Here is a 23746-nt window from a genome sequence, read left to right on the forward strand (position 1 = left end):
ATAGAATGCCAACCAACAAATAACCTTTACTTTTAATTACTTAGGTCAAAAAACTCATCAAAACATCGAAGTAGACAAAGAGAATGGGGGGGAAATGACCCATTAATTACCTTACAAAGGGTAAACAATGACTCATTTTATAGAAAAGAAAACGCGTGGGTCGCGACAAATGGTGAGCAATAAACCTTAGTCATTTTCAAGCTGTTGTTTGAATCAAGGACGCGGCTTCATCGATAACCAGCGTATTCCACTATTCGTTACTCTCTTAAAAAAGGGAATAACGAATAGATAGAGGATAGAGGATAGAGGATAGAGGATAGAGGATGAGAATAGCTCTCGGCCTACGTAGATGCGAGATTCATGACATAACGGTATTTGAATTTGACTATACCCTTCCTGAAGCTTACCTAAATCGCCGCTTTCACCGCTTTGGCTAATTTCTTCGCAGCCTTTTTCGGATCAGCATTTGGATCATTAAAAAAGTCGGTCACAACATCAAAAATGGCGCCTTGTACATAACTTGTGGTTGCCATGCCCTGAGAGACACTCGGCACTAATTCACCACTTTTCTCTGCCATTTTAAAACTCGCTAAAGAATCCAACGAGCATTGGTCGAACTTAGACATGTCTAAATCTGTTCTGGCGGGAAGTGACCCTTTTTTAAGATTAAAGGTTTCTTGAAATTTTTTGTCAAAAATGGCGGCTGCGAGCGCTTTCTGAGCCCCCACATCACCACTGTCTTTTAAATCAAAAAAGGCAAAACTATCAATGTTGTAAGAAAACTGATTCGCCGTTCCGGGCGCTGGTGCACAGATAAAATCTTTACCGGGTACTTTGCCTAAAGCGATAAACTCACCTTTTGCCCAGTCACCCATAATCTGCATCGCTGCTTCACCATTAGCAACCATAGATGTTGCTGTATTCCACTGGCGCTCTGGCGCATCGGCATCCATGTAGTCACGTAACCTCTTGAATTTAATGAGTGCTTCCACCATTTTATCGCTTGCCAGCATTTCTAGGTCAAGATCCACAAATGCCTTTGTGTAGCCATCTGTTCCCAACACACTTAATGCGACCGTTTCAAACATAGTCGCATCTTGCCAAGAGTTCACTCCATTTGATAACGGTAGGTAACCTGCCGATTTAATAGTATCTGCAACATCAAAAAACTCATCAAGCGTAGTAGGCACACTTACCCCAGCTTTCTTCAATACCTTCGGATTCGCCCACAGCCAATTGACTCGGTGGATATTCACGGGCACCGCCACATATTCACCATCAAATTTCATAATATCGGTCACGACTTTCGGGACTTTGGTATCCCAATCGCCAGCTGTCGCCACGTCATCTAGACTGGTTAAAAAGCCAAGACTTCCCCACTCTTGAATATCGTGACCTTTTATTTGCGCCGCAGAAGGTGGATTACCTGATACAGCACGTGTTTTGAGTACGGTCATCGCCGTTTCACCGCCACCACCAGCCACAGCAAAATCTTTCCAAGTATGCTTTTGCTCTTCAAGGCGTTGCTTTAATGGCTCTACTGCCTTAGCCTCACCACCAGACGTCCACCAGTGAAGCACTTCTACTTCTCCGGCAGAGGAAAGTTGTGGCAGCAATGCCGGTGCGCTCATCGCTAGCATCAAAAACAGTTTGTTTATTCTCATGGCGTTCACATTGTCGTCTTACGACACTCGCAGTACACGAGCCATCATAGGGTGAAAAGAAGATGACACTTAGCTGTCAGCTCAACACGTAATTTTAAAGCTAACCATTAGTTTTAAGTTAACAGTAAGTTTTTAGTTAACAATAAGTTCTAAGTTAACAATAAGCTTTCAGTGAATAGTAAGCTTTAAGTTAACATTCAACTTTCAGGTCTAAACTACGCTTCCAGGTTTGGCGGGATAAAAACTTGTACCTCTAGACCACCAGAGTCTGCGTTTCGGATAATCAAATCCCCGCCTAGTCCGTGAAGAATACTACGGCATATCCCGAGCCCAAGACCGTGACCATCCTTATCTGTTGCGAGCCTGACATAAGGCTCAAATACGGCGTCCATTTTCTCTTTGGGAATGCCGGGACCTTTGTCTTGAATGGTAACGATGATCCAACTCGGTGTTTCTTGCACGTTAATAAATGCTCGATCACCATATTTCACAGCGTTATCGACTAAATTGGTTAACACTCGCTTAATCGCCAGTGGTTTAGCAATAAACGGCTCAACCGGCTCAGACGTTACTGAGACTAAAGTATGCACCTGATTATGCATTTCCGACACATTACGAATAATCTCATTCAAGTCGATGTAGGCATTATTTTCATGTAAATCAGTGTCACGAACGCACTGCAATGCGCCTTTCACCATCATTTCGAGTTCATCGAGATCAAGATTAAATTTGTCGCGTTTCGTATCATCGTCGAGCAACTCAGCACGCAGCCTTAAGCGCGTGATTGGTGTTTTTAAGTCATGAGAAATCGATGAAAAAAGATGTTCCCGATCCGCGATATACTTACGAATACGAGTTTGCATACGATTAAAAGCTCGAGTGGCAGTCACCAGCTCCGTTGCACCCTGTTCAACAAGAGGCGGCTGATCAATATCCATACTCATGTCGTTGGCAGCTTTGGCTAACCGTCTTAATGGTTTCACTTGTGCTCGAACTAGCAAAAAGGTAAGGAGCAATAGCAGTGTGGTTGATGTGAATAAGAAGACCATCTGATCTTGAGTCAGCATCGTATCGTCAAGCTGGATGTATGGGGAAGGTAGTAATGCTGCGATATACAACCATTCACCTTCGGCTATTTTTAATTGCACCACCAGCACTGGCGGATCAAGCGGACCAAGCGTTAACGTGTGGTGTGCCCATGACTTAGGTAAATCATTGAGGAAAATATCGTTTTTTAATAATCTTAAATTTTCGGCTTTAGAGAATTCGACACTCACCGCTTGGATCGATGGAAGTTTCTCATTCAAGACGTCGCTGACCGATGCCATCGAGGCTAGCTTTAAAGGCGTATCAGGAATCGGGTCGACAATCAGCTCTTCTTTATTAAACGATACGAAGAAGCGTGTACCACCCATATTACGGATCTGGTCGAGAACAATATGTCGGTATTTGATAGGCAACTTTTGAAAGAAAGTCACCGTCGATGCAAACATATTCGCCATACTGGCGGACGTATCTCGGATCCCCGCTAGCTCGTCTTGCTTGGTTTTTTGATACCAAATAGCCGTGAGAACACCCTGTGAACACACGACGGCCAGTAGGGTTAACAGCAACGTGCGAGCAACTAACGTATTAAGGTTAAAGCGTCTTAACCAGCGAGAACGAGACATTAGGGATTTACCACTCTAGATTAGCGAGTATCGACTTTTGACCGCCTAGAACAAATACCAATTGGAGTCGTCATGGCGGTTCATAACTAAATTCAGCGAGTAACCATACTTAACTAGTAACAATACTTAACTAGTAACAATACTTAACTAGTAACCATATTCGACTAGTAACCATACTCAACGGCAACCGACAGAATATAACCATTGCCACGCATCGTTTTAATGTAGTGTGGGAACTCAGCACTTTTACCTAAGCGATTACGGATTCGGCTTAATTGCACATCAATCCCACGTTCAAACGGCAACGCTTCTCTACCGCGAGTCGCAAAGGAAATCGTATCTCTATCTAGCACTTCATTAGGCTTCGACAAAAATAGCATCAACAACGCAAAATCACTGCCAGACAAGTCATGATGGCGACTGGTCACCCGATTCACCATACGCTGCGATAGCGTATCAAGCCGCCAGTCACCGAAATCAATCGTTCTTGGCGGCTGCTCATCTCGGTCTTCATGGATGTGAGCACGTCTCAATAGCGCTTTAATGCGCGCCATTAACTGACGTGGGCTAAATGGTTTTGCAATGTAATCATCGGCGCCAATTTCAAGGCCAATAATTTGATCGGTTTCATCTGAAACAGCGGTCAGCATTATGATCGGTACTTGCGAGTCGCGGCGTACACGTTGGCACAAAGTAAAACCATCATCACCAGGTAACATTACGTCCAGTAAAATTAAGTCTGGATAGCCTTTGGCTTTAATGAACAACTCCATTTCAACACCATCTTCTGCTGTGGTGACCTGAAAACCCGACTTACTCAAATATTCATCGAGTAATAAACGGATCTCCTCATCGTCATCTACGACAAGAATGTGTGTCTTTGGTTGCATTTCCAATCCTTAATGATTACTTCACAGCCTATAGTGTAAGGCTTTGAGGGATTATTTATCATCGATTCATTAATAAAATTAACACGTGAATATTGACTGAGATCACGAAAGTGACACTTATCAAGCCACGTCAAAATTGATAGGGCAAAAAATATTCAACCTTATGAAGAGCAACTAATTGTCATCTTCTGTCCCCATTCAGGCGGTGGCGCCGCTAAAATGGATAATTCAGGATGTTCGTCATAAGGCGTCTTCAATACTGAGAGCAGCGTATTGACCATAGAAAAGTCCCCCTGCTCTGCCTCTTCGATGGCTTGCTGGGCCAAATAGTTACGTAATATATATTTAGGGTTCACTGCCCGCATTCCATCACAACGCTCACCTATAGATAAAGGCTCTAGTGAGGCGCGGCGTTCGTAACCTTCTAACCATTGTTCTGCTTCTTCTCTACGACGAAACAGATCTAGAACCGGTATAGAGCCTTGTTTATCTAAATTCGATAGCGCTCGAAAAAACAGCGTGAAGTCTACTTGATGCCGTTCAATAAATTCAAACGCATCATTGAAAAAGCCCCCATCCTCACTTTGCTTGGTCAGTAAACCAAATTTGGCTCGCATCTGCTTGCTGTATTCAGTCTGCAAGGTGGCGGTAAACCCTTCAAGCGCCTTGTCTAATTCCGAACGCTCAATGAACGGTGACAACGCATGCGCCAAAGCCGTTAAATTCCACAGCGCAATCGAGGGCTGGTTATTAAACGCATAACGCCCCTGATAATCAGAATGATTGCAAATATAGCCCGGCTCGTAATCATCAAGAAAAGCAAACGGTCCATAGTCAAACGTCTGTCCTAGCACTGACATATTATCGGTATTCATCACGCCGTGAGCAAACCCAACTGATTGCCATTGGGCTATCATCTGCGCAGTTTTTGTCACAACTTGATCTAAAAAGTGTGCATAAGGGCGTGTTTGATGGCCACTGTTTGGAAAATGCCACTCGATAACTTTATCAAGCAGTAACTTCAGTTCGCTGTGTTGACCGGAATAGAAAAAATGTTCGAAGTGACCGAAACGGATATGACTTTCTGCGACACGCACTAGCAGCGCACCTGTTTCTGCCTTTTCTCGATATACCGGTGTCTCACTTGCCATCATGCCCAACGCTCGCGTTGTAGCAATACCTAACCCATACATAGCTTCACTGCACAAGTACTCGCGAATCGTTGAGCGAAGCACCGCTCGGCCATCCCCCATGCGGGAGTATGGCGTTTTTCCCGCGCCTTTAATATGAACATCTTGATGAACCCCATTTACATCGATTATTTCACCAAGAAGCAACCCACGACCATCACCCAAATCTGGATTGTATACGCCAAATTGATGCCCAGCGTACTTCATTGCCAATGGTGATAAGCCGTCAATAGACTCTATCCCAGACAATACCATCAATAACTCTGGATGGTCGTCTGCATGCTGCGGAAGTTGAAGCTGTTTAGCTAGATCACCATTCCACGCTACCCATTGCGGTGTGATTAGGGGCTTTGGATTGACGGATGTATAAAAACTCGCGGGAAATTCAGCAAAGCGTGTGGAGAGATGAACACGGTCCCAAACCGACATAGGTAAACCCTTTTACAGCAAATATGGTGTAATTAGAGTATAGCGGCAAGGATGTAATAAAAAAGCAACAAAAAGAAAGGTCTTTAGCCTAGAGGAGCACCCAGAAGCCAATATATAGTTGGAATTTGAACTGTCCTCTAAGAAAGCAGGTAGGATTAGATTAGCGCGAGAATGGCAACCACAGAACCTAGTGAAAATAAGCAAGTACGGCTAATCACGCCAAAATTTGAATGTTGGATCATTTCATTATGCATAGGCAATTTCTCCTCTTTATTACACTACAATTACAATTTAGTACGAAATGGTCATTTTTTCAATATTATTGATGCAAATCTTTGAATTAGTACCAACAAAATAATTTTAAGCGCGATAAGTACACCGGTTATGACACAAAAAAGCGAGAATTAGGTCCCCCCCAATTCTCGCCAGATCGTTAAACAACCTCTATCCATTTAAAATAGATCGTTAGCCCTATTTCCATACCAGCAGTTCATTTTAATGAGAAAACTCTCGCTGCTTTTCTAAACGCACCGCTGATACTTTAAATTCCGGTATTTTCGCATAAGGATCCGTGGCGGTATTCGTCAATTTGTTCGCCGCTGATTCGGCAAAATGGAACGGGACAAATACCACCCCAGCTTGCATACGCTTAGTGACAAACGCAGGCGCCGATATTTCCCCACGGCGAGAAACCAACACCACAGATTCACCATTCGCGATACTAAGACGCTCGGCATCTTCCACGCTGATCATCACCCTTGGACCTGCTAGGTTATCTAACCCCTTAGTTTTTCGTGTCATGGTGCCAGTATGGAATTGTTCTAGCAGTCGTCCTGTCGTGAGCGTTAGAGGAAACGCTTCATCCGGTAATTCGGCTGCATATTCAAACGCGATAGCTGCCATCGCTCCTTTACCGCGAATAAACTGGTCTTTATGCATGATGCGCGTACCAAATGGTTTTACATCATTACACGGCCATTGCAGCCCATTACCTCCAATCGACTCCCAGCGGATACCCTTGTATTGAGGCGTGACCTGCGATATTTCTTTGGTAATATCTTGGATACTTTGATAATTCCATTCCCCCCCCATCGCATTGGCTATCTCTTGGATAATACGCCAGTCTTCCATGGCATCGCCTGGCGCCTTGACAGCTGGCACTAAACGCTGCACTCGCCTTTCGGTATTCGTAAAGTGTCCCGCTTTTTCAGCAAACGAATACGATGGAAGTACCACATCAGCTAGCGCGGCCGTTTCGGTTAAGAAAATATCTTGAACAACAAGGAAATCTAAAGCTTTCAAGCCCTTTAGCACGTGAGCTTGGTCGGGATCACTCAGCACAGGGTTTTCCCCCATGACGTACAAACCTTTCATATCACCGTCACAAGCGGCATCAATAATTTCCGTTAGCGTTAAACCTCGTTCGGTAGGCAATGTGTCACTTTGCCAAGCCTGTGCAAATTTTTCTTGAACCTCAGGACGTGTCACCTTCTGGTAACCTGGATAGTCCGTCGGTAACGCGCCCATATCACACGACCCTTGCACGTTAGATTGGCCACGAAGTGGATTAATACCACCGCCTTCGATACCAACGTTGCCACATAACATTTGTAGGTTTGCAATAGAACGAACGTTGTCGTGACCTGTGGTATGTTGAGTAATGCCCATTGAATAAAACACTGAGCTGACCTTCGCAGTCCCTATGATCTTCGCCATTTTTTCAATGTCTGCTTTTGGCACGCCAGTAATCAACTCTGCATTGCTCGAGGAATAGGTTGGTTTACTGACCTCGGCAAATAACTCGTCAAATCCTTCCGTTCGCTCAGCAATATAAGCGTCGTCCTGCCAACCATTAAGCACAATTTGATGCATAATGGCATTCAATAACATCACATCCGTTCCTGGGCGATGACGCAAGTAAAGCTCGGCATGGTCGGCCATATCAATACGTTTAGGATCAGCAACCAACAACGTCGCTCCATTCGCGACTGCTTGCTTAATATGAGAGCCAATAATAGGGTGAGCGGCACTGGTATCTGAGCCAATGATAAAAATGACATCTGAATGTTTGATGCTTGGAATATCATTGGTCATTGCGCCACTGCCAAACGCGGCCTCAAGGCCTGTCACTGTGGATGAATGGCAAAGACGAGCGCAATGGTCGATGTTGTTAGTGCCAAACTCGCGACGCAGCAACTTTTGAAAGGCATAGTTGTCTTCATTTGTCGTTTTCGCCGAAGAGAATCCCGCTAGGCTATCACTGCCATGCATGGCTTTAATTTTTGCAAACTTACTCGCTACGTACTCAATTGTTTCTGGCCAAGATGCTGGTTGCAGTTGTCCAGACTTACGGATAAGTGGCGTTGTCAGTCGCTCTTCACTGCCAATAAAATCGAAACCAAACCGCCCTTTTACGCATAACATACCTTGGTTAACTGGCGAGGTTTTGTCCCCTTTCACATAACGAATGGTATTACTTGCTGCATCAACATACAGCTCAACTCGGCAACCAACCCCACAATAAGTACAAATGGTTTTAACTGGTGTCAGCATCTCTATTCGACTATGCGATTTATCGCGTTTATCCACCAGCGCCCCTGTAGGGCACACTTGAACACAAGCACCACATTGCACACAATTACTGTCACCCATTGAAGCATTGCCTGGAAAGCTTGGGCGATGTGAGGATTCAGAAAAATTCAAAATACCGTGTACCGACTCGGTTTGACAGGCATGAACACAAGACCCGCAACTGATGCAGCGATTGGCATCAAATACAATGAACTCACTCGATTTATCTACCGGAAACATTTTGCGGTCGTTGATATCAATCTCACGATAATCCACCTGATATTCAGTGGCGTAATCTCGCAAATCACATTGAGTGTTAGCCTGACAGCCACATTCTAGACACCGCGCCGCTTCAGAAATGGCGCGTTCGCTGTCAATATCCAACTCCACTTCTTGATAAGTCGTTTGACACGCCTCAACATCCAACTGATCCGCTTGCGCTCTTGGTCTTTCGTGCTCTTTCAAATACTCGGTTTGTCGCACTAAGCTTAATCTTTCGGCTTTATGGCTGTTGAATAGCGCTTGCGTTGGCTTAAAGTGACCTTGCAAAATAAACCGTTCAATCGCGTCGGCGGCTTTCTTACCATCCGCGATGGCTTCAATTGCTGTTGCTGGCCCTCGCCTAAAATCACCAATACTATAAATATTGTAACCATGATGCATAGAGTCCGAATCTGACGCCGCCGTACCCCAATCGGTAAGAGGCAATGCATATTTTCCGGTTTTCAAGAAATCAGTTTCTGGCTTTTGTGATAACGCAGAAATAACGGTATCAAAAGGCTCCACTACCGTTTGGCCCGTTGATACAGGGCGTCTACGCCCTGAACTGTCTGGCTCACCTAGCTCCATGATCTCCAACTCAATATGGCTGACTCGCCCTTGAGAATCTGCGCTATTTTCGACCGGGTTAGTTAAAAACCGAAACTTGACCCCTTCCAACTCAGCCGCCTCAATTTCATGTAATTCAGCTGGCATTTCATTGCGAGTTCGTCGATAGATTATCGTTGTCTCTGCACCTTCACGGATCGCAGTCCTGGCGCAATCTATTGCAGTATTGCCGCCACCGATAACGGCCACTTTATGCCCAACCTTGAACGTCTGATCAGTCATCATGTCTTTAAGAAAATCGACGCCAAGTATGCAACCAGACAAATCGGAGCCAGGGTAAGGCATATTGACAGCCTTAGTCGCACCAACGGCAAGGCAAACCGCTTCATAGTTTTCAGTTAACTCGTCCAGCGTCATATCACTGCCCAACTTGGTGTTGGTATGAATGCGCATGCCACCACGACACATGACCTCAATTTCTTTATCTAGAATATGTTTCGGCAGTCGATATTCTGGGATGCCATAACGCAACCAACCACCAGCCTCTGGCATAGATTCAAACACATCGACCGCAAAGCCTTGATAGCTAAGATAGTAACCGCATGCCAGACCGCCAGGCCCCGCACCTACGATGGCCACTCGATGACCGTTATACGGCAATTTTTCTGGTTCGAACTGTTCGCTAAGCGACAAATCAATATCAGCCGCATGGCGCTTTAATTGTCGAATTGCCACCGGCTCGTCAACTAAACTACGACGACACTCGTGTTCACAAAATGCAGGGCAAACTCGACCAATTGAAATCGGCATCGGTAGCGTATCTTTAATCACTTCCACCGCTTTGATGTGATCATCTTGGGCAATATGATAAAGGTACGTTTGAATATCAACATGAGCTGGGCAAGCCACCTTACAAGGCGCTTCACAGTCGGCATTATGATCGGCAAAAATACGATTAAGTGCTTGGCGGCGAAGGGTATTGATTTGAGTCGACTGGGTAACAACGCTCATGCCGTCTTCGATGACGGTTTCGCAAGCTTTCACTATGCCTTGCCCCACAATTTCAACCACACACAAGTCGCAGGATTGTTTTTCGGTATGTTGGCTAATTGAACAAAGGGAAGGGACATCAACGTGAATGTCTTTCGCGACATCTAAAATGCTTTTACGCTCACGCAGTAGGTACGGTTGGCCATTGATTGTTACATTCATATAAAGCTATCTCTTTTAAATCACTGAAACGCGCCCACTAAGGTCATGATTATTGAAAGGCCGCGCCTTGCTAGACTGAAGCTCATTTGGACTAATTATCGACAATTAATTAATCATACAAATAGAACTAAGTCCATACAAAGATCATGGCTTTAGAATCACACATCCCCTTATTCTTCAGGAAAACCCTGATAGTTAGGTTTATTACGCAGTGGTCGAACAAGTTTAAAAAAGAATTCTGGCGCTCTCTGGGGGTCTCGCATTTATCGAGATTTTAAATAGGAGCCTACTGACTAAAGTATAACCACACTTTAACCATGGATAAATGATATAGGCATAAAAACGAGATCTGGCGTGGCGCATAATGGTAAATATCGACACTTCATCATTGTTATTCTTCTCATCGTCAACAAAACAACGAAAATACATTGAGGAACCAAGATGAAAATGCTCAAAGAGATCGCACTAAGCACCGTTATTACTACCATCGTTATGCTAAGTTTGAATGCTTCGTGGGATTGGGTTTTCATTGCTAGCTTAGAAGTTGCCGTACTCGCATCGATCATTTTGGCCGGTATGCTTAAAGGTGCGATATCACTTGAAAAAGTGATGGCATCTCATTTTCTAACCCATAAAACACTCCCTAAGCTAAAACGAGGTGTTTCGTCTTACCTCATCCTAGTGGGCTCAAAGTTTGTCGCTATGGGCATCATTGCCAGCGTCTTTGGTCAGCATGTCGCGTTTACAGGCGCATTTAGTGGTGTTGTTGCGTTCTTTGCTATTATTTTCGCGGTACTCGGTATTGAGTCATTACTAAATCGATTCATGGCTCCTACCACTGCTTAAGGCAGCCTTTAGTGATGCTTGTTCCTCCTGAATTTACACATCAGTAGATATAAAAAAGCCTCGTCAGAATGAAATGACGAGGCTTTATAATATGGCAATGAAAAAGAGTGGGATGCAACTGAGTGTCCTTGTCCTGAGCTTGTACATAGTTCGGTATTTGAAATTTTACCCGTTTATGCCTGTCATCGGTGTGCCTACCTTCAACTCGAAATTTTCAATGCTTCGTTTGCAAGTACCCAGAAAGCAAAAAACCTCGCTAAAAAGCGAGGTTTTTTTAAAAGTGGTCGGTGAAGAGGGATTCGAACCCCCGACCCTCTGGTCCCAAACCAGATGCGCTACCAAGCTGCGCTATTCACCGAAATGTTGCGTTAAGTCTTCCTAAGCAACGGATGGGTATATTACTGATTATTTTTTTTGACGCAAGTCATTTAGCACATCTTTTTTGTGCCAAACGTTCGTTTGCTTAACTAACAACCAAAAATCGCAAAACCGTGACTAAGTACACACTGTTAGCTACAAATATTTAACGAAACATTCTCATTTGATCCAGATCAGTATCGTTATTTTAGCCACCCAGTAGCATTGAGTTTGTCATCGCAACTTTGGAGGAAACATGGAATTTTGGCTTGATCTCCTATTTGGTAATGCTGTAGGTCTGTCATCAATGATCGTGATCTTTGGTGCATTAGGGCTTATGTTGTTTTACGGTGGTTTCTTCATTTATAAAGTAATGCATGACGAATCTCCTCACTAGAATCGCTTAGCTCCTACTCTAAGAACAGAAACATCTAAGAATAGAAACCGCTATGCACCGGAGTGAATCGCTTGTTCACTCCGGACTTTTAATCCTCCTACTTTATCCTCCACTAAGTACTTTTTCCCTACCTGTTGCTTGGTATATACTCACTTTATCCTTTTCCTCACGTGTCGTGACCTATCCGAGATACCGCTATGTCTCAAGATAATGACCTAGATCTATTCCAACAAATGATGGGCGACGTTAAGCCGTTGCAAAACGATACCATCGAACTCAAGAAGCAGCCGCCGAAAGCCTCCGACGCACAATTAGCGAAACGAGAGGCCGCACTTTGGCTATCAGAGCAGTGCCCTGATTATCTCTCCCTTGATTTTGCCCCACCGCTCAAGCCAGAAGATATTATCCAATTTAAGCGTGATGGCGTACAAGAAGGTGTCTATCGTAAACTTCGTCTAGGCAAGTACCCATTACAAGCTAAACTTGATTTACACAGGCGAACCTTGAGCCAAGCCAGAGATGAAGTCATTGGATTTTTGCAACAGTGTATGCGTTTAGATGTACGAACCTTGCTTATCGTGCATGGTAAGGGAGAGCGCTCGAACCCACCGGCACTAATAAAAAGCTATTTGGCACATTGGCTGACTCAGATCAGAGACGTTCAGTGTGTGCATAGCGCTCAACAGTTTCATGGTGGCAGCGGGGCGGTATACGTTTTATTGCGAAAAAGCCAAGAAAAAAGACTGGATAACCGAGAACGTCACCAAAAACGGACGAGTTAAGTGACTTGTCACTCACTTGAGTATAAAATACGCGACCTTATTTGTGTCTGACCAACCAAGAGTAATATAAACTCATGCCTAACTCTGCTGACGGTAAACGTCTTAATAAATACATCAGTGAAACTGGTTTTTGTTCTCGTCGTGAAGCCGACCGCTTGATTGAACAAAAACGCGTGACCATCAACGGCATCGTTCCTGAAATGGGAACCAAAGTGCTTGCGGGTGACAATGTAGAAATCGACGGTAAGCCAGTTAAAAGCAAAGAAAAGCCTGTTTATATTGCCCTCAATAAGCCAACTGGCATCACATGTACAACTGAACGTGATGTACCGGGAAACATCGTTGATTTTATCGGACACAGTAAACGCATTTTCCCAATAGGCCGATTAGATAAACCCTCCGATGGTCTTATTTTCCTGACCAATGACGGAGATATCGTCAACAAAATTTTACGTGCCGGAAATAACCACGAAAAAGAATATGTGGTGAGGGTCGACAAACCTATTTCTAAAGAGTTTCTCAAAAATATGGGCTCTGGTGTCGCGATTCTAGATACGGTTACTCTGCCTTGTAAGGTTGAGCAAGAAACGAAATTCTCATTTCGTATTACGCTAACTCAAGGCCTCAATCGCCAGATTCGTAGAATGTGTGAAGCATTAGGCTATGACGTTCTAAAACTGCGCCGTGTACGTATCATGAACATTAGCATCGATGGTATCCCCAACGGTAAATGGCGTTACCTAAGCGAAGCCGAAGTTCAAGAGATTCACGCTATGTGTGAAGACTCATCGAGCACAGAAGAAGCCTCTAGAAAAGATGGTACTGGCCGACGCATCAATAAAGCAACCGATGCTAAACTTCACGACGCTCGTATCGAAGCAAAACGTGAGAAGATGAAAACCTTTTCAGGCCATGGTGCTGATGAGTTTAGACGTGGCCCCAAGCAAAGCGACCGTAATAGCCAAGGTGGTCGCGGCAAGCAAGGCGATCATCATAAACAAGGTGATCGTAATAAGCCCAACCACCGTAATAACTCGAGTTCCACACGTACCCATGCAGACAGCAAACCACGTTCAAACGATACGAGTAAACCTCGCACTCGAGTCAACGGTACGCTGTCGCTTAAGAAGTAGTTAAGTAAGCAATAACGACTTGAGCAGCGACGACTTAAGATACGGCAACGCGATATATAGCCACTCGAGATACAGGCACTTGTATTTTACTCGCTAGGCTTCACACAAATTAGCAAATTGACCACGAGTTAGCGCTGCCAAATCTTGCGGCGCTAACTCAATTTCTAGCCCTCTTTTACCCGCACTCACACACATGGTTTCTCTTGCTTCTGCGCTCGCATGAATAAACGTCGGCAATGCTTTCTTTTGACCAAGTGGGCTGATCCCACCTAAAACATACCCTGTCGTTTTCTGAGCTATCTCTTTGTCCGCCATTTCTGCTTTTTTCCCACCCGCCGCTTTCGCCGCTTGTTTTAAATTCAGTTTCTCTTCGACGGGAATAATCGCAACTGCGAGATTTTTCGGCTCTCCATTTATTGAAAAAAGCAGTGTTTTAAAGACTGATTCAGGATCCTGTCCTAGTGCTTCAACCGCTTCTAGCCCGTAACTCTCATGCCTTGGATCATGATGATACTGGTGTACTACATGGGGGATTTTTTTCTTTTTGGCGAGGTTAATAGCAGGTGTCATAACAATATTCCCAGACATTAAAAAAGCGGTACCAACCGTACCGCTTATTTATAACTGACTCATTCAAAAGGAGTCAATGTATGACTATTTAATTTTGTAAACAATCTCGCCTTTTGGTTGGTACTTATTGACGTCAATTGGGCTGTTCGCCTCTAGGTAGTCTTTTAGCACTTCAGCATCAACAAAGCCGGTGTCAACATAACCAGGGTGGTTGTTAAGCTTTGGATAGCCGTCACCACCAGCCGCATTAAAGCTAGGAACAGTGAAACGATACGTCGCTTTTGGATCCAACGCTTTACCGTTAATCACCACGTCCGATACTGACTCTTGACCCACTGTCATTGAAATGCCAGCAAACTGGGCATACGCGCCAGAATCAACGGGTTTCAGTGCGACAACATTTAAGTAATCTAACACCTCTGCCCCTGACATATCCGTATAAGTCACGATGTTACCAAACGGTTGAACCGTCAATACATCTTTATACGTCACTGCGCCTTCAGCAATAGAATCACGAACACCGCCAGAGTTCATCACAGCAAAGTCTGCTTTCGCTCGTTCTTTATGAGCGGTTCCAATTAAGCGACCTAAGTTTGTTTGGCTAAAGCGCACAACGTTACGGTCACCCTCTAACTTGCCGTTAGTTTGGGCGATTTCTGCGCTGAGTTGGCCTTGGCCTTTTTCTTGGTACGGCGTCAAAAATGCCAATAATTCTGCATCTGGCTGAATCTCTTCTTCGATCAACACACGCTGCTTCTTACCATCAACCTTGACTTTTTTCTTCAAGTTTACAGGAATCAAATCATAGCTCACCATCTCTAGTTCACCATTTTTAAACTCATAGTCTGCTCGACCTACGTACTTGCCCCACTCATGTGCTTGAACAATCCAAGTGCCATTTTGCGTATCAGGTTTACACTCGTCCGCAGGCTTAAAGTTCTTCTTCACTACATTTGGGCCTTCCATACAAACAGGCTCTTGTGAGTGACCACCAACTATCATGTCCAGATCACCTGGCTCTAAGTAACGAGCAAGTGCGACATCACCCGGTGCGTTCACACCACGTTGACCATTTTCATAGTGGCCCATATGCGTCACAGCAAAAATAAGGTCTGGCTTTTCTGTTTCTTTTAGTTCGGCAATGAGTTTTTTCGCTTCCACTTTAGGGTCACGGAACTCAATACCGCCAATATATTCTGGGTTACCAATTTTTGCGGTGTCTTCTGTAGTTAAGCCAATCACCGCAATTTTAACGCCTTGCTTATCAAACATATGGTATGCGTCAAACATACGCTCACCGGTTTTTTTGTCATAAATATTGGCTGATAGCATTGGGAAATTAGCCCACTCTTTTTGCTTGAAAAGCACTTCAAGTGGATTATCAAATTCATGGTTACCTAATGCCATCGCGTCGTAACCAATTTTGCTCATGCCTTTAAAGTCAGGCTCTGCATCCTGTAAATCGGATTCTGGCACACCAGTATTAATGTCGCCTCCAGATAGAAGCAATAAGCTCCCCCCTTCTGCTTCAACCTGTGAACGAATGTCATCGATCAACGTTTTACGCGCTGCCATGCCATACTCGCCATATTTGTTTTGCCAAAAACGGCCATGATGGTCATTGGTATGAAGTACAGTTAGCTTATACGTTTCATCTGCATTCCATTCGTGCTCTGGTTGAGTTGCGCATCCTGCAAGTGACGCGATGATTGCCGCACTAAGTACGGACTTAAACATAAGGCTCTTTTTCATTGTCATACCTTTGAACTTTAGAGAATTCCACTGCTTTAATTATTTTAGAGTGAGTCTCTATATTATTTTAGAGAGACTCACTATCTGTGCTGAACCGTCTATTTGTACTGAGAGCTAATGAATAGACCAGCCTTTAAACATCAGCAAAATTTGCGTTAGTTTAAATTAACCCATAAAACATAACATGTTGATTTCATTTTTATGATGCATAGGTCACAAGTTACGGAGCAACCCTAGAAGTGACTCGCATCATCATGTCCAACTTCGTTTTAGTTTTGATTAATAACTAACGTTGATTGATTAAAAGATAAACCAACTCGCTCCAAGAGTGTTAACCATTCCCTGCTTCGTGAAAAAGAACTAGGAGGAAACCGCTTTTACAACACAAAACGTGAACATTGTTTCAGCGATGCATTGTAGTTTTACTAAGCAATCTATAGCCTAATACCTATAATTAGATTGTCGCTATAATTAGATTGTCGCCATAATTAGTTTGTCGCCATAATTATTTTCGAGCAATGACCATTTTGTAGCCCTACTCATTGCCTAACTATACTTATTACAACAAGCGCCAGCCTGAGGATATTGTTTGTTTTCTTTTTTGCATTTAACTAAAACACTTCCGTTTCAGGTGTTACGTTATCGCCTTTTTATAGATACACAAATCTACCAGCCATACTCTCGCTTTATGTACGGGGCGATTGCTGTGTTTTTGCTTTTTTCAATCACCGATTTTCTGGTACTGCAACATCACGGATTTATTATTATCGCCGCTCGCTTCACTCTTGCGATCGTTGCGACGCTTTGTTTATATTTCGCCTCTCGACATCATTGGCGTGGCTTACCATTATTAGAAGTTGGGCTATTTATCGGTGCTGGACTCATCGTCCAATACTCTGGGATCATTGCTCTGCATATCGGTAACACCAATTACCAAAGTGGTGGCATTCTTTTAATGCTTTATATCGGTACGTTTTCACGGCTGTCTTTTAGTTATTCTGTCATTGCAATCGTAGGAATTGCACTGCCATATATTTTGTATTTACATCCTGAATTGGTGCGACTGAGTGAAGCAAAAGAGTACAACCATTACATGATTGTACTTAGCACTGCGGTATTTTGTATATTGGGTAGCTATCGCCGTGAGTTAGAAACTAAAACACGCTTTAGGGAAAGCCAACAAATTCGCAGTCAGTCTATCCGTCTTTCCGCTTACTCAAAGCGACAAAAAAACCTCAGCGAAACCGATGCCCTCACTCAGATTAATAACAGACACTATTTGAATCTTTGGGTGAGCCAAGAAGAACACTTACCTTCACCGTTCAACCTCGCTTTTGTGATGTTAGATATCGACCGCTTTAAGCAAGTCAATGATAACTACGGGCACGATGTGGGAGACAAGGTAATAAAGCAAGTGGCGTCAGTGTTACTTGCTAATAAGCCTAAAGGTGGTCAATTAATTCGCTATGGTGGCGAGGAGTTCTTATTGATTTTTCCTGCGACGAATATCAAAACACTAGCGTGTGACGTGGAATCAATAAGAAAGAAATGTTCTGAGATAACGGCACAAAAAAATGTCCTCGTCACCGTATCGGCGGGGGCTTATCTAGCAAATAGTCAAAACGATACCATTTTGTCGGCCATCAACTATGCCGATAAAGGACTATATCAAGCTAAACAGTCTGGAAGAAACAAAACTGTCATTCCACAGTTACTCGATACGCCTTAATCGGCCATCAAGATAAACAGTAAATACAAAGAGTAAATGGGTCGCGAAAACTCAAACGAAAACTATAACTTAAACAAAAACTATAGCTATAACTTAAAAAAACAAAAAAGGGTAAGTCGCTATGCCACTTACCCTTATCTATCTAACCCCAAACAAGCTTAACGAATATCGATATGTTCAAAGCCTTTAATGAGATCATCCAACGCTTTCATTTGAGCTAGGAACGGTTCGAGTTTATCCAATGGCAATGCAGAAGGACCATCACACTTCGCTGCATCAGGGTTTGGATGCGCTTCAATAAATAAACCTGCGATTCCAGTTGCTAAACCCGCTTTCGCCAGTTCAACGGTTTGCTCACGACGACCACCAGAAGCGGCACCAGAAGGATCCCTCATTTGTAGAGAATGCGTCACATCAAAAATGATTGGGCTACCATTGGAGACTTTTTTCATCACGCCAAAGCCAAGCATATCGACAACAAGATTGTCGTAACCATGACATGCACCACGCTCACACAAGATGATCTTTTCATTGCCGCACTCAGCAAATTTGTCCACGATATTACCCACTTGGCCTGGGCTCATAAATTGCGGTTTCTTCACGTTGATGACTGCGCCGGTTTTCGCCATCGCTTCAACTAGGTCTGTTTGACGAGCTAAGAAAGCAGGAAGCTGAATAACATCCACCACATCAGCAACAGGCTGTGCTTGCGCTTCAGTATGAATATCGGTAATGATTTTCACACCAAACGTATCTTTGAGCTCTTGAAAGATCTTCAATCCCTCTTCTAAGCCAGGACCACGATAAGAATGCACTGAACTGCGGTTCGCTTTATCAAATGACGCTTTAAATACGTATGGAATGCCTAACTTTTCAGTGACTTTTACATAGTGCTCGCAAATCTGCATTGCCATGTCACGAGATTCAAGCACGTTCATGCCTGCAAACAATGTAAATGGCTTGTCATTTGCGACTGGAATATCACCTACGTAAACGGTTTTAGCTGTCATTGGGCTATCTCTTATTTTAGTGAAGGATTACAGGTGAGCGACTGATCGCTGAAACCTGTGTTTTCAGTAATTCAATTGCAGGATCATCAGGGCATTGATCAATAAAAAATTGAAAATCACTCGCGGCGATTTGATGACAATCTAACTGCTGGTATATGTACCCTCTATCACGAATTTCATAAGGATCGTCCGGCACAAAGGTAAGGGCCAAATCTGTGCAGCGTAGTGCCAGTGTGTACTTTTCTTCGCGTAAAAGGGCACTTTTAAGCAAGGCTAACCAACGACCAATCACCGTTGGATTATCAGAGCTCTCTAGATGCTTTGTTTCCAATTTTGCCAATGGCCCTTCGTTACCAATCAACCACGCTCTTAATGTAGACTTTGCAACATACTCGCCATCATATGGGTTGATATAGCAGGGTGCTTCATTAGGCCATGTTACCTTGAGTAAGAACTGAGTCGGAAATGTGACAGCCTCTACTGGGAAGCCTAGCTTGCTAGCCAGATAGATCAAGATAGCCCCCAAACTTACCGGCACACCTTTTCTTCTTTCTAGCACCTTATCAATAAAAGCGTTCTCAGATGAAAAATAAGCTTCTTTGTCGCCGCTGAAGTTCCACTCACGATAGAACAAGCGTAGCAACGCATCAAAGCGTTGTTTTTCATCGATTTCGTGAACCAAAGTTTGCTCAGCTTCTTTTAGCAGGCGCGCTAACTCTAACTCTGCCCAGTGATGCTGCGTTTCTGGGTCAACGGCTTTGTTTAATATTAATGCACCTTCGACCAACGCTATTGCGTCAAAATCTTCATCAAACAGTTCGATCATCGTTTATCCCATCAAAAATGGCGTTTTTAACATGGCAATTTTCGCCGCCATCATCAACCAACCCAATGCGCCGAAATAGGCACAAACTCTCAATAAATTATTCTTAGCGAGTTTTAACGAGAAGAAGGCAAGAGCAAAGTAAGCTAGGATACACGTCACTTTCTCTGTCATCCACGGCGCAGCATCGGTAAAAGGAATAAAGCCCGTTACCGTAATTAAGCCAATACCAGACAACAATAACAGTGAGTCATTGATATGGGGGAAACGCTTTAAAAATGGATGATTTACCTTAGGTGAGTTCATCATGATCAAACCAAATCGCACAGTCAGTAACGCAACACTCAGCGCTATTGTCATTAAGTGGAAATGTTTTAGTCCTTCATACATAGCAACTTTACTCTCTGTTTATGGTTTTTATTGATTATTAGCCATTGCTTATTAACGACTTACTAACTTTTCGTTATTTACTACTCATTGTTAACTTGTCGTTTTTAGTGCTTACTGCTCTATAAATCCGATTCGCGTGATAAATCCGATTCGCGTGACAATTCTTATCGCCACTGACCTAGCGTCACACGATCATTACCTGCGTAGTCCTGCTCAGTCGTTACATTTTTAAACCCGTTACTGAGCAATATTGAGCGAACGGCATCACCTTGCTCATAGCCATGCTCAAACATCAACCAGCCATTTAGCATCAAGTATTGAGGCGAATGTTCAGTAATGTACTCAATATCCGCCAGCCCATTGTTCTCAGCAACTAACGCTGTGGCTGGTTCAAACCTCACATCACCCTCTGATAAATGAGGATCATTTTTATCGATATAAGGGGGATTTGAGACGATCATGGCAAACGTCTTATCAGCAGCAATCGGGGTAAACCAACTACCTTGATAAAACGATACATTATTAAGATTAAGTTTCGTGGCATTGCCCGTGGCTAAATCCACCGCTTCTTGCTGGTAATCGACTCCGACAAATTGACGGGACGGTAACTCAGACGCTAGCGCTAACGCTATCGCACCCGTACCGGTACCTAAATCTAGCACGTCACCCTCTAGGCGTTGGGCTTTATCTAGAGCGAGCTCAACTAAGCGTTCAGTATCAGGTCGTGGAATCAAGGTACTAGAAGCCACATTCAGCGGCAATGACCAAAACTCACGTTCCCCTAGGATATAAGCCACCGGTTCACCTTGAATACGCCTTTTAAGTAGCGATTCAAACTGCATGGATTCATCGTCAGTTAATTGTTTTTCTGGCCACGTTAATAAATAGCTCCTCGGCTTATCCAACGCGTGACAAAGTAGCACCGCGGCATCCAAAGAAGCGGATTCACTACCCGACTCAGAAAGAACAAGCGATGCTCGCTTGAGCACCGCTTCAATAGAATATTCCAACAGCATAAATTAGTTATGCTCTGCTAGCGCCGCTAGTTGGTCTGCCTGATGCTCGGTTAGCACCGGATCAACCAAAGACTGTAAATCGCCTTCCATAATTTCAGACAGTCGATAAAGCGTCAGTGTAATACGGTGATCCGACACTCGGCCTTGTGGGTAGTTGTAAGTACGAATACGGTCACTGCGATCACCAGAACCTAATAGATTGCGGCGAGTATCTGAGACTTCAGCAGCACGTTTCGCTTCTTCAGCCTGCGTAATACGGGCAGCCAAAACGGCCATCGCTTTTGCTTTGTTCTTATGTTGTGAACGCTCGTCCTGGCATTCGACTACTGTGCCTGTTGGCAAGTGAGTAATACGAATAGCAGAATCGGTCGTGTTGACGTGCTGACCACCCGCGCCTGAAGCTCGGAAGGTATCGATTTTCAAATCCGCCGCTTTAATTTCAGGGATCTCAGCTTCTGGAACTTCCGCCATCACCGCAACCGTACACGCAGAGGTATGAACACGACCTTGTGATTCTGTTGCTGGAACACGCTGCACACGGTGGCCGCCTGATTCAAACTTAAGGACGCCGTAAGCACCGTCGCCGGTCACTTTTGCGATCATTTCTTTAAAGCCACCTTGCTCAGAGATATTTGAGCTCATGACCTCGATACGCCAACCTTTCTTTTCAGCATAACGGCTGTACATACGAAATAAGTCACCGGCAAAAATACCTGCTTCATCACCACCCGCGCCCGCGCGGATTTCCAAGAAACAGTTACGATCATCATTTGGATCTTTAGGAAGAAGCAGGACTTGTAGCTCTTCTGTCAAACGCTCAATCGTTGCTTTAGATTCTGAGATTTCGTCTTGCGCCATTTCACGCATCTCTTCATCGTCTTCCTTCGCCATCTCTTCCGCGGCAACAAGATCATCTTGCGCTTGCTGGAAAGCTTGGAAACACTGGGTCACTTCTTCTAGCTGAGAATACTCTTTTGATAACGCTCGGAACTTGTTCTGATCGCCAATCACGTCAGGGTCGCCAAGCAGGTGTTGAACTTCTTCGTAACGTTCAACCAGAGTTTCCAATTTCATTAGGATGGAGGCTTTCATAATTGCAGTCTTATCTCAGAATATGGCTTATTTAGCTTGGTCTAATCCCAAACTTTGTCTAATAACCGTCAGCTTAGCAGGATCACCCTGCTCTGCGGCATCTTGCAGCGCCTTAGTTGGCGCATGAATAAGCTTGTTGGTTAATTTATTACTGAGCTCTAGCAACACTTTCTCCGGATCGGTTCCTGTGGCTAGCGCTTGTAAACTTTTTGATAATAGATCTTGGCGAGTATCATTCGCTTGTTTACGAAACTCTCGAATACTGTCCACCGCTTGCAAAGAACGCATCCAAGTCATAAACAAGGCACTTTCTTCGCTAACGATGGCTTCCGCTTGAATCGCCTCAACTTTACGCTGCTCAATATTGCCATCAACAATGGATTGCAAATCATCAACGGTATAAAGGTAAGCATCGTTGAGCTCACCTACTTGTGACTCTATGTCACGTGGAACGGCAATATCAATCAATAGCATTGGCTGGTAACGACGTTGCTTAATGGCGGTTTCTACCATGCCTTTACCGATGATAGGTAGAGGGCTCGCCGTCGAGCTAATCACGATATCCGCTTTCGGTAATACGTCAGGGATCTCGTTGAGAGCGATGACTTGGGCACCAAACTGGGAAGCCAAAACCTCGGCACGTTCCTTCGTCCGGTTTGCCACAATCATGTGTTGGCACCCGTGCCCTTGCAAATGCTTCGCTACGAGCTCAATGGTTTCACCAGCACCGACCAGTAACACAACTGAGTCGGCGATAGTTTCAAAAATTTGCCTTGCCAAAGTACACGCCGCGTACGCAACCGATACGGCACTGCTGCCAATTTCAGTTTCTGTACGAACACGTTTTGCTACCGAGAACACTTTTTGAAACAGTCTTTCAACATTGCCATCAACCGCTGCGTGCTTTCGAGCATCGGCATAAGCCTGCTTCACTTGTCCGAGTATTTGCGGCTCACCTAAAACTAAGGAGTCTAACCCACACGACACTCGCATTAGGTGCCTAATGGCGGCCTGCTCTTCATGTACATAAAGCGAAGGCTTTAATTCTTCCGCCGCCACTCCATGAAACTTAATCAGCCAATCAATGAGTTGCGTTTTCCCGAAACTGCCGGTGTCACAATAAATTTCCGTACGGTTACACGTAGATAAAATTACTGAGCCATTAACCTTGGTATTTTCTTTTAGCTCTTTCAGGGCTCTATCGAGTTTTTCGGGCGGAAACGCCACCTTCTCTCTAAGATCCACTGACGCTGTATTATGGTTGATACCAATGGTAAGCAATGACATGTAACGCAAATTCTCTGATACGGATTTGACAAATAGGTGCGAATTTTACTTGATGGCAGGCGTTAATGAAAGGCTAACACCAATTTGTTTTCCTGAGTTTGTGGGTTT

Annotated in this window: 18 protein-coding genes and 1 tRNA gene; 5 read left to right on the plus strand and 14 right to left on the minus strand. The window is 44.1% G+C overall.

Annotated features, from left to right (window positions below):
• Nucleotides 1-407 precede the first annotated feature (407 nt).
• The 5 genes from M9196_RS15595 to fdhF form a co-directional block, all read right to left on the minus strand.
• On the minus strand, nucleotides 408-1664 hold the full coding sequence (locus M9196_RS15595) for an ABC transporter substrate-binding protein (protein ID WP_250618457.1): 1257 nt from the start codon (nucleotides 1662-1664) through the stop codon (nucleotides 408-410).
• Between the two features lie 215 nt (nucleotides 1665-1879).
• Nucleotides 1880-3334 carry an ATP-binding protein gene (locus M9196_RS15600; RefSeq protein WP_250618458.1) on the minus strand — a complete coding sequence of 485 codons (1455 nt, stop codon included), beginning with the start codon at nucleotides 3332-3334 and terminating at the stop codon, nucleotides 1880-1882.
• A gap of 164 nt (nucleotides 3335-3498) precedes the next feature.
• Entirely contained in the window at nucleotides 3499-4224 is a 726-nt protein-coding gene (locus M9196_RS15605) for a response regulator (RefSeq protein WP_250618459.1), read from the minus strand.
• A 161-nt stretch (nucleotides 4225-4385) separates the two neighbouring features.
• A complete protein-coding gene (locus M9196_RS15610; protein ID WP_250618460.1) occupies nucleotides 4386-5843 on the minus strand; it encodes a protein adenylyltransferase SelO in 1458 nt (485 codons plus the stop codon).
• A 495-nt stretch (nucleotides 5844-6338) separates the two neighbouring features.
• Nucleotides 6339-10454: a formate dehydrogenase subunit alpha gene (fdhF, locus tag M9196_RS15615; protein WP_250618461.1), complete on the minus strand. Its 4116-nt coding sequence runs from the start codon at nucleotides 10452-10454 to the stop codon at nucleotides 6339-6341.
• Nucleotides 10455-10895: 441 nt separating this feature from the next.
• Between fdhF and M9196_RS15620 the strand changes: the two genes are divergently transcribed.
• Nucleotides 10896-11300: a hypothetical protein gene (locus tag M9196_RS15620; RefSeq protein WP_250618462.1), complete on the plus strand. Its 405-nt coding sequence runs from the start codon at nucleotides 10896-10898 to the stop codon at nucleotides 11298-11300.
• A gap of 281 nt (nucleotides 11301-11581) precedes the next feature.
• Here the strand turns inward: M9196_RS15620 and M9196_RS15625 are convergent.
• Nucleotides 11582-11658: transfer RNA gene (locus M9196_RS15625), tRNA-Pro, on the minus strand.
• A gap of 255 nt (nucleotides 11659-11913) precedes the next feature.
• Here M9196_RS15625 and M9196_RS15630 point away from each other — a divergent pair.
• The 3 genes from M9196_RS15630 (at nucleotide 11914) to rluF (ending at nucleotide 13969) form a co-directional block, all read left to right on the plus strand.
• The gene (locus tag M9196_RS15630) at nucleotides 11914-12054 is read left to right on the plus strand and encodes a DUF3149 domain-containing protein (RefSeq protein ID WP_250618463.1); all 141 of its coding nucleotides are present in this window, start codon (nucleotides 11914-11916) and stop codon (nucleotides 12052-12054) included.
• A 197-nt stretch (nucleotides 12055-12251) separates the two neighbouring features.
• Nucleotides 12252-12836 (plus strand): DNA endonuclease SmrA, encoded by a 585-nt coding sequence (gene smrA, locus M9196_RS15635; RefSeq protein WP_250618464.1) that lies wholly within the window; start codon nucleotides 12252-12254, stop codon nucleotides 12834-12836.
• A gap of 74 nt (nucleotides 12837-12910) precedes the next feature.
• The gene (gene rluF, locus M9196_RS15640) at nucleotides 12911-13969 is read left to right on the plus strand and encodes a 23S rRNA pseudouridine(2604) synthase RluF (protein WP_250618465.1); all 1059 of its coding nucleotides are present in this window, start codon (nucleotides 12911-12913) and stop codon (nucleotides 13967-13969) included.
• A 93-nt stretch (nucleotides 13970-14062) separates the two neighbouring features.
• Here rluF and ybaK read toward each other — a convergent pair whose 3' ends face one another.
• Both ybaK and ushA read right to left on the minus strand, forming a co-directional pair.
• Nucleotides 14063-14539: a Cys-tRNA(Pro) deacylase gene (gene ybaK / locus M9196_RS15645; RefSeq protein ID WP_250618466.1), complete on the minus strand. Its 477-nt coding sequence runs from the start codon at nucleotides 14537-14539 to the stop codon at nucleotides 14063-14065.
• An 84-nt stretch (nucleotides 14540-14623) separates the two neighbouring features.
• Complete coding sequence (gene ushA / locus M9196_RS15650) at nucleotides 14624-16291, minus strand: bifunctional UDP-sugar hydrolase/5'-nucleotidase UshA (protein ID WP_250618467.1); 1668 nt, start codon at nucleotides 16289-16291, stop codon at nucleotides 14624-14626.
• 589 nt (nucleotides 16292-16880) lie between these two features.
• Here ushA and M9196_RS15655 point away from each other — a divergent pair.
• A complete protein-coding gene (locus tag M9196_RS15655; RefSeq protein WP_250618468.1) occupies nucleotides 16881-18020 on the plus strand; it encodes a GGDEF domain-containing protein in 1140 nt (379 codons plus the stop codon).
• A gap of 158 nt (nucleotides 18021-18178) precedes the next feature.
• Here M9196_RS15655 and kdsA read toward each other — a convergent pair whose 3' ends face one another.
• The 6 genes from kdsA to hemA form a co-directional block, all read right to left on the minus strand.
• Nucleotides 18179-19030 (minus strand): 3-deoxy-8-phosphooctulonate synthase, encoded by an 852-nt coding sequence (gene kdsA, locus M9196_RS15660; protein ID WP_250618469.1) that lies wholly within the window; start codon nucleotides 19028-19030, stop codon nucleotides 18179-18181.
• Between the two features lie 16 nt (nucleotides 19031-19046).
• Nucleotides 19047-19856: a SirB1 family protein gene (locus M9196_RS15665; RefSeq protein WP_250618470.1), complete on the minus strand. Its 810-nt coding sequence runs from the start codon at nucleotides 19854-19856 to the stop codon at nucleotides 19047-19049.
• A gap of 3 nt (nucleotides 19857-19859) precedes the next feature.
• Nucleotides 19860-20243: a SirB2 family protein gene (locus M9196_RS15670; RefSeq protein WP_250618471.1), complete on the minus strand. Its 384-nt coding sequence runs from the start codon at nucleotides 20241-20243 to the stop codon at nucleotides 19860-19862.
• A 164-nt stretch (nucleotides 20244-20407) separates the two neighbouring features.
• Nucleotides 20408-21259 (minus strand): peptide chain release factor N(5)-glutamine methyltransferase, encoded by an 852-nt coding sequence (gene prmC, locus M9196_RS15675; protein ID WP_250618472.1) that lies wholly within the window; start codon nucleotides 21257-21259, stop codon nucleotides 20408-20410.
• Nucleotides 21260-21262: 3 nt separating this feature from the next.
• Nucleotides 21263-22351, minus strand: coding sequence for a peptide chain release factor 1 (prfA, locus tag M9196_RS15680; RefSeq protein WP_250618473.1), 1089 nt, complete (start codon nucleotides 22349-22351; stop codon nucleotides 21263-21265).
• A gap of 27 nt (nucleotides 22352-22378) precedes the next feature.
• Nucleotides 22379-23638 (minus strand): glutamyl-tRNA reductase, encoded by a 1260-nt coding sequence (hemA, locus tag M9196_RS15685; protein ID WP_250618474.1) that lies wholly within the window; start codon nucleotides 23636-23638, stop codon nucleotides 22379-22381.
• Nucleotides 23639-23746: the final 108 nt, after the last annotated feature.

This window comes from Vibrio methylphosphonaticus (assembly GCF_023634655.1).
Taxonomy (GTDB): Bacteria; Pseudomonadota; Gammaproteobacteria; order Enterobacterales; family Vibrionaceae; genus Vibrio; species Vibrio methylphosphonaticus.

Excerpts from the sequence above, each read along its gene's own strand:
- M9196_RS15670 (WP_250618471.1), bottom strand. The coding sequence starts at position 20,243 with ATGTATGAAGGACTAAAACATTTCCACTTAATGACAATAGCGCTGAGT.
- ushA (WP_250618467.1), bottom strand. The coding sequence starts at position 16,291 with ATGAAAAAGAGCCTTATGTTTAAGTCCGTACTTAGTGCGGCAATCATC.
- M9196_RS15595 (WP_250618457.1), bottom strand. The coding sequence starts at position 1,664 with ATGAGAATAAACAAACTGTTTTTGATGCTAGCGATGAGCGCACCGGCA.
- kdsA (WP_250618469.1), bottom strand. The coding sequence starts at position 19,030 with ATGACAGCTAAAACCGTTTACGTAGGTGATATTCCAGTCGCAAATGAC.
- M9196_RS15620 (WP_250618462.1), top strand. The coding sequence starts at position 10,896 with ATGAAAATGCTCAAAGAGATCGCACTAAGCACCGTTATTACTACCATC.
- ybaK (WP_250618466.1), bottom strand. The coding sequence starts at position 14,539 with ATGACACCTGCTATTAACCTCGCCAAAAAGAAAAAAATCCCCCATGTA.
- M9196_RS15605 (WP_250618459.1), bottom strand. The coding sequence starts at position 4,224 with ATGCAACCAAAGACACACATTCTTGTCGTAGATGACGATGAGGAGATC.
- M9196_RS15630 (WP_250618463.1), top strand. The coding sequence starts at position 11,914 with ATGGAATTTTGGCTTGATCTCCTATTTGGTAATGCTGTAGGTCTGTCA.
- M9196_RS15600 (WP_250618458.1), bottom strand. The coding sequence starts at position 3,334 with ATGTCTCGTTCTCGCTGGTTAAGACGCTTTAACCTTAATACGTTAGTT.
- fdhF (WP_250618461.1), bottom strand. The coding sequence starts at position 10,454 with ATGAATGTAACAATCAATGGCCAACCGTACCTACTGCGTGAGCGTAAA.
- M9196_RS15610 (WP_250618460.1), bottom strand. The coding sequence starts at position 5,843 with ATGTCGGTTTGGGACCGTGTTCATCTCTCCACACGCTTTGCTGAATTT.
- hemA (WP_250618474.1), bottom strand. The coding sequence starts at position 23,638 with ATGTCATTGCTTACCATTGGTATCAACCATAATACAGCGTCAGTGGAT.
- prmC (WP_250618472.1), bottom strand. The coding sequence starts at position 21,259 with ATGCTGTTGGAATATTCTATTGAAGCGGTGCTCAAGCGAGCATCGCTT.
- smrA (WP_250618464.1), top strand. The coding sequence starts at position 12,252 with ATGTCTCAAGATAATGACCTAGATCTATTCCAACAAATGATGGGCGAC.
- prfA (WP_250618473.1), bottom strand. The coding sequence starts at position 22,351 with ATGAAAGCCTCCATCCTAATGAAATTGGAAACTCTGGTTGAACGTTAC.
- rluF (WP_250618465.1), top strand. The coding sequence starts at position 12,911 with ATGCCTAACTCTGCTGACGGTAAACGTCTTAATAAATACATCAGTGAA.
- M9196_RS15665 (WP_250618470.1), bottom strand. The coding sequence starts at position 19,856 with ATGATCGAACTGTTTGATGAAGATTTTGACGCAATAGCGTTGGTCGAA.